The organism is Streptomyces sp. OR43 (assembly GCF_008042275.1).
GTDB lineage: Bacteria > Actinomycetota > Actinomycetes > Streptomycetales > Streptomycetaceae > Streptomyces.
This window is the reverse complement of record NZ_RDBK01000043.1, coordinates 748797-755544: the sequence shown is the minus strand read 5'-3', so window position 1 is coordinate 755544 and position 6748 is coordinate 748797. Positions and strand designations below refer to the sequence as shown.

At 71.8% G+C, this 6748-nt stretch carries 6 protein-coding genes; all 6 read left to right on the top strand.

From position 1 onward, the window contains the following. The first annotated feature begins 180 nt into the window (after positions 1–180). The 6 genes from EAO72_RS21735 to EAO72_RS21710 all read left to right on the top strand — a co-directional run bounded on the left by EAO72_RS21735 (position 181) and on the right by EAO72_RS21710 (position 6611). Positions 181–363, top strand: a complete 183-nt coding sequence (locus EAO72_RS21735; RefSeq protein WP_148018973.1) for a Trm112 family protein — start codon at positions 181–183, stop codon at positions 361–363. Positions 364–424: 61 nt separating this feature from the next. Continuing rightward, a complete protein-coding gene (locus EAO72_RS21730) occupies positions 425–1558 on the top strand; it encodes an SIS domain-containing protein (protein ID WP_148018972.1) in 1134 nt (377 codons plus the stop codon). Between the two features lie 122 nt (positions 1559–1680). Next, the gene (gene manA, locus EAO72_RS21725) at positions 1681–2883 is read left to right on the top strand and encodes a mannose-6-phosphate isomerase, class I (protein WP_148018971.1); all 1203 of its coding nucleotides are present in this window, start codon (positions 1681–1683) and stop codon (positions 2881–2883) included. An 88-nt stretch (positions 2884–2971) separates the two neighbouring features. Continuing rightward, positions 2972–4075 (top strand): cation diffusion facilitator family transporter, encoded by a 1104-nt coding sequence (locus tag EAO72_RS21720; protein WP_148018970.1) that lies wholly within the window; start codon positions 2972–2974, stop codon positions 4073–4075. A gap of 252 nt (positions 4076–4327) precedes the next feature. After that, on the top strand, positions 4328–5785 hold the full coding sequence (gene ahcY, locus EAO72_RS21715) for an adenosylhomocysteinase (RefSeq protein ID WP_148018969.1): 1458 nt from the start codon (positions 4328–4330) through the stop codon (positions 5783–5785). A gap of 214 nt (positions 5786–5999) precedes the next feature. Next, the gene (locus tag EAO72_RS21710; RefSeq protein WP_148018968.1) at positions 6000–6611 is read left to right on the top strand and encodes a hypothetical protein; all 612 of its coding nucleotides are present in this window, start codon (positions 6000–6002) and stop codon (positions 6609–6611) included. Positions 6612–6748: the final 137 nt, after the last annotated feature.

The following is a 6748-nucleotide window of genomic DNA, read 5'->3' as shown; positions in this document are numbered from 1 at the left end:
CCCCGGACCGGCCGGGCCGCGCCCCCGCCACCCCGGCGGTAGGCTGACCTCGCCCGTTCCACGAGGCACGAACAAGATCAACTGAACACGCGGAACACGCACCACCCTGCGCTGCACCACAGCGCACCGCACCGCCCGCCCCGCACTCCACACCCGCGCCGCCCGAAGGGACACCCACCCATGCCGCTCGAAGCCGGCCTCCTGGAGATCCTGGCCTGCCCGGCCTGCCACTCCCCCCTCGACGACCGGTCGGCGGCCGACAGCCCCGAACTGATCTGCACCGGCACGGACTGCGGCCTGGCCTACCCCGTACGGGACGGCATCCCCGTCCTCCTCGTCGACGAGGCCCGCCGCCCCGCGTAACCGGGCCTCACACCCGCCCCGCACCGCACGGTGATCGGCACGTGATCGGAGGACCGTCCCCATGCTCGACGAGTCGTTGCTCGACGCCCCGGAAGCCCTGGCCCGAGCCGACCGCCGCGGTCTGCTCCGCGGCGCCGCCGAGGCCGGGGCCCGGGTCCGTACCGCCGCCCGGCACGCGACGGAGGCCGGGGTCACCGCGCTGAACCCGGAGGGCCGCCCGCGCGCCGTCCTGGTCGCGGGCCCCGGCACCGCCGCCTCCGGCGTCGCCGACCTGATCGGCGCCCTGGCCGGCGCCTCCGCCCCGGTCACGCGTATCCACCCGACCGGCGTCGCACCCGCCGCAGGCGCGATGCGGTGGACGCTGCCCGGCTGGGCCGGCTCCGTCGACCTGCTCCTCGTCGTCACGGCGGACGGCTCCGAACCGGGCCTGGCCCTCCTCGCCGAGCAGGCGTACCGCCGCGGCTGCACCGTCGTGGCCGTGGCGCCCCGCCAGTCACCCCTGCGCGAAGCGGTCGACGGCGTGCACGGCCTCGTCGTGCCCATGGCCTCCGCCCCGCACGGCGAGTACGACGCCGAGACCTCCGCCGCGGGCCCCGGCACCCTGTGGGCCCTGTTCACCCCGCTGCTCGCCCTGCTGGACCGCGTCGGCCTGGTCACCGCGCCCGCCGATGCGCTGCAGGGCGTCGCGGACCGCCTGGACCGTACGGCGGAGCGCTGCGGACCGGCGATCGCCACGTACGGCAACCCGGCCAAGACCCTCGCCGCCGAACTCGCGGACAGCCTGCCCCTCATCTGGACGGAGGGCGACACCGCGGGCCCGGTCGGACGCCGCTTCGCCGCGGTCCTGGCCGAGCTCTCCGGCCGTCCGGCCCTGGCGGCCGAACTTCCCGAGGCGCTTCCCGCCCATGGGGGCCTGCTGGCCGGCGCCTTCGCGGCCGGGGCCGACCCCGACGACTTCTTCCGCGACCGGGTCGAGGAGTCCGAACCCCTCCACGCCCGGGTCGTCCTGCTCCGCGACCGGCCCACCGGCGGACTGAGCGCGGCCCCCGCGGCCCGCGAGCTCGCCCTGGGCCACGACACGGCGATCAGCGAACTGGAACCGGAGGAGGGCAGCAGGCTCGAAGCCCTCGCCGAACTCCTCGCGGTCACCGACTTCGCCGCCGTCTACGTGGCCCTCGCCTCGGGACGCGGCTGACCCATGTGACACCCGGCCCCGGGCTGCGCCGCCCCACGACACCCCCACGTACGGCCGGGCTCCCGCACGGACCGCACGACCGCGCATCCACACCGCACGCATCCCACACGAGGACGATTTCCATGGACCGGCTCTCCAACACCGTCCGCCCGTACGCCTGGGGCTCCACCACACTCATCCCGGCCCTGCGCGGGGTCGCCCCCACCGGCGAGCCGCAGGCGGAGATGTGGATGGGCGCCCATCCCGGAGCCCCGTCCCGGATAACCCGCGCAGGTTCCGCGCCCGAAGCATCGGCCGCCCCGTCGTCGCCCCCCGCCGAACAGGCGCTCACCGACGTCATCGCCGCCGACCCGGCCGGAGAGCTCGGCCGGCCCGCCGTCGACAAGTTCGGCCCCCGTCTTCCCTTCCTCCTCAAGCTGCTCGCCGCCGGAGCCCCGCTCTCCCTCCAGGTCCACCCCGACCTCGCCCAGGCACAGCAGGGTTACGCGGACGAGGAGCGCCGGTCCGTCCCGATCGACGCCCCCCACCGCACGTACAAGGACGCCAACCACAAGCCCGAACTGATCTGCGCCCTCACCCCCTTCGACGGCCTGTGCGGCTTCCGCCGGCCCGTCGAGGCTGCCGAGGCGCTGGAGGGCCTGGGCGTCGACTCCCTCAAGCCGTACGCCGATCTGCTGCGCGCCCACCCGGAAGAGGCCGCCCTGCGCGAGGTCCTCACGGCGATCCTCACCGCGGACCCGGAACAGATGGCCGAGACGGTCGCCGACGCGGCGGCCGCCGCCGAACGGATCGGCGGCGCCTACGCCCCGTACGCCCGCATCGCCCACCACTTCCCGGGCGACGCCGGCGTTCTCGCGGCCATGCTGCTGAACCACGTACGACTCCAGCCCGGAGAGGCGCTGTACCTCGGCGCCGGTGTTCCGCACGCCTACCTCGAAGGCCTCGGCGTCGAGATCATGGCCAACTCGGACAACGTGCTGCGCTGCGGGCTGACGCCCAAGCACATCGACGTACCCGAACTGCTGCGCATCGTCCGCTTCGAGGCGACCGAACCGGGGATCCTGCGGCCCGAGGCGTCCCCCTCCGGCGAGGAGCTCTACGAGACGCCGGTCGACGAGTTCAGGCTCTCCCGCTTCGACCTCTCACCCGGCGCCGCCCCCGTGGACCTCACCGCGGCCACGCCCCAGATCCTGCTCTGCACGGCGGGCACGCCGAAGGCCGGCGAGCTCGGCCTCGGGCCGGGTGAATCGGTCTTCGTTCCGGCCGGGGAGAAGGCCGAAGTGTCCGGTACGGGCACAGTGTTCCGCGCCACTGTGGTGGCCTGACGTACCGTCCGTACCAGCGGCTGCAACAATGTCCGGCCGTACCGCGGCCGCCGGAGCCGCAGCACCGACGAAGGGACACCAGGCACCCATGAGTGCGTCAGGCGGAACCAAGGCGATCGTGGCGGCGCTCGCCGCCAACCTCGCGATCGCAGTGGCCAAATTCGTGGCGTTCCTGTTCAGTGGCTCGTCGTCCATGCTCGCGGAGAGCGTCCACTCGCTCGCCGACTCGGGCAATCAGGGCCTGCTGCTGCTCGGCGGCAAGAAGGCCCAGCGCGAAGCCACCCCCCAACACCCCTTCGGCTACGGGCGCGAGCGCTACATCTACGCCTTCCTCGTCTCCATCGTCCTGTTCTCGGTCGGTGGCATGTTCGCGGTGTACGAGGGCTACGAGAAGATCAAGCACCCGCACGAGATCGAGGCCTGGTACTGGCCGGTCGGCGTCCTGCTCTTCGCGATCATCGCCGAGGGCTTCTCCTTCCGTACGGCGATCAAGGAGTCCAACGAGACCCGCGGCTCGCTCTCCTGGACCCAGTTCGTCCGCCGAGCGAAGGCCCCGGAACTCCCCGTCGTCCTGCTCGAGGACCTCGGCGCGCTCATCGGCCTCATCCTCGCGCTCGCCGGTGTCGGTCTGGCCCTCGGCACCGGCAACGGTGTGTGGGACGGCATCGGCACCCTGTGCATCGGCATCCTGCTGATCGTCATCGCGATCGTCCTGGCCGCCGAGACCAAGTCCCTGCTGCTCGGTGAGGCAGCCGGAACCGACCAGGTCGACAAGATCAAGGCCGCGGTCGTCGACGGCCACACCGTCACCGGCGTCATCCACATGCGTACGCTCCACCTCGGCCCCGAGGAACTCCTGGTCGCCGCGAAGATCGCGGTTCAGCACGACGACACCGCCACCGAGGTCGCCAACGCCATCAACGCCGCGGAGTCCCGCATCCGCGAGGCCGTGCCCATCGCGCGCGTCATCTACCTGGAGCCCGACATCTACAACGCGGCGGCGGCCGCGGCCGGCGTCAACCCGGCCAAGGCACAGGGCGGCACACCCGGCGCAACACTGGACGGCCCGGCAGCCGACGGCGCTCCTGGTGATCGCGGAGCATCCGGCGAGACACCGGACGGCCCGACCGCCGAAGGCACTCCCGGCGATGCCCCCGACACCCCGGCCGACCCGACGGAATCCGGTCACTGACCGCCTCCGATACGCCGACGAGGCCGCTCCCGGACCCGGTGGACTGGGAGCGGCTGGGCCGTTCGGTGTAGATTCGTCGGCAGTGTCAGACGTCGCTGCTGATGGCGGTCGATCGGTCCGTACGCCGGACCGGCCGAGGGAGAGAGGGCCTCCGACGGACTGCGCTGCGGAACTGCCCGGGCATTCGTGTGCCCACGGCGTGCCGCAGAGCCGCCCTACCCACCCTCGACCCATCACGAGGAGCAGCCCGTTATGACGACGGTCGCCAATCGACAGGACTTCAAGGTCGCCGACCTCTCCCTCGCCGCCTTCGGCCGCAAGGAGATCACCCTCGCCGAGCACGAGATGCCCGGCCTGATGTCGATCCGCAAGGAGTACGCCGCCGCGCAGCCGCTGGCCGGCGCCCGCATCACCGGTTCGCTGCACATGACCGTGCAGACCGCCGTGCTGATCGAGACCCTGGTCGCCCTCGGCGCCGAGGTCCGCTGGGCCTCCTGCAACATCTTCTCCACGCAGGACCACGCCGCCGCCGCGATCGCGGTGGGCCCCAACGGCACCCCGGACGCCCCCGCCGGCGTCCCGGTCTTCGCCTGGAAGGGCGAGTCGCTGGAGGAGTACTGGTGGTGCACGGAGCAGGCGCTGACCTGGCCGAACACCCCCACCGGCGGCCCGAACATGATCCTCGACGACGGTGGTGACGCCACCCTCCTCGTCCACAAGGGCGTGGAGTTCGAGAAGGCCGGAGCGGCCCCGGACCCGTCGACCGCGGACAGCGAGGAGTACGCGTACATCCTCACCCTGCTGAACCGCACGCTGGGCGAGTCCCCGCAGAAGTGGACCCAGCTGGCCTCCGAGATCCGTGGTGTCACGGAGGAGACCACGACCGGTGTGCACCGGCTGTACGAGATGCACCGTGACGGCACCCTCCTGTTCCCGGCGATCAACGTCAACGACGCGGTCACCAAGTCGAAGTTCGACAACAAGTACGGCTGCCGCCACTCGCTGATCGACGGCATCAACCGCGCCACCGACGTCCTGATCGGCGGCAAGACCGCCGTCGTCTGCGGCTACGGCGACGTGGGCAAGGGCTGCGCGGAGTCCCTGCGGGGCCAGGGCGCCCGAGTGATCATCACGGAGATCGACCCGATCTGCGCACTGCAGGCGGCGATGGACGGCTACCAGGTCGCCACCCTCGACGACGTCGTCGAGCAGGCCGACATCTTCGTCACCACGACGGGCAACAAGGACATCATCATGGCCGCCGACATGGCCCGGATGAAGCACCAAGCCATCGTCGGGAACATCGGCCACTTCGACAACGAGATCGACATGGCCGGCCTGGCGAAGATCGACGGCATCGTCAAGGACGAGGTCAAGCCGCAGGTCCACACCTGGACGTTCCCCGACGGCAAGGTCCTCATCGTGCTGTCCGAGGGCCGCCTGCTGAACCTGGGCAACGCGACCGGCCACCCGTCGTTCGTGATGTCCAACTCGTTCGCGGACCAGACCCTGGCCCAGATCGAGCTGTTCACCAAGCCCGAGGAGTACCCGACCGACGTCTACGTGCTGCCCAAGCACCTCGACGAGAAGGTCGCCCGCCTCCACCTTGCCGCGCTCGGCGTGAAGCTCACGACGCTCCGCCCCGAGCAGGCCGCGTACATCGGCGTCGAGGTCGAGGGCCCGTACAAGTCCGACCACTACCGCTACTGACACCGCCACCACCTGCGACGGCCTGCCGATGACCTGGCCCCTCACCACCGGTCGGTGAAGACCCGCCACCGGCAGACCCCGCATCGTCTGCGGACGCGCGCGCGTCCGCAGACCCGGTGACTCAGCAGCAGCTACGAACGCAGGCCCCCGCACCCCCGTGCCGGGGGCCTGCGCCGTACCGCACCCGCACAGCCCGAGGAACCCGAAGGACCCCATGCCACGCGGCCGATATTCGCTCCACGATCTCCACGACCACACCCCCCTCGGCGAAGAACACTTCCACTGCGCACCCGGCCCCTCGGGCTGGCGCTACGTCTCCCAGAAGACCGCCCCGTCCGGCGATCACCTCGGATCCGTCGACCTCACCCTCGACGAGCTCGGCCGCCCCATTCGCCTCGAACTCCACGCCGCCAGCTGGCAGGTCCGCGGCGCCGCCCTCGAAGGGGTCACCTGGGTGCGCACCGATCCGAGCGGCACCCATGCCACCGAAGGCAATGTCCGCGCCCACGCCTTCAGCGGCACGTCCCCCGCATTCCTCATCGCCACCGCACGGCTGCTGCGTCTCACCCCCACTTCTCCGGCCACCCGGGTCCGCGTCGTCACCTTCACGGACCCGGTGCTCGCCCCCCGTACCGTCGACCAGTCCTGGGCCCTGGTGAACAGTGAAGCGCACCCCACTGACAACGGGCCGCTCACCGTGGACGCGTACCAGGTCAGCGCCCTGGACACCGGTGAGCAGCACACCGTCCACATCGCCGGCGACGTCGTCCTCTCGGCCCCGGGCATCGAGCTCGAAGAGCTGGAGTCCCCGCCCTCGGACCGGTAGGGCCTGCCGACCGGAACCCGGACCCGGACAGGGCCGCCCGGCTAGGCGGGCGGAGCGTACGCATGTGGATGACGCCGGTGACGGTGTGGCCGTCGACGACCGCGGCCTTGATCTTGTCGACCTGGTCGGTTCCTAAC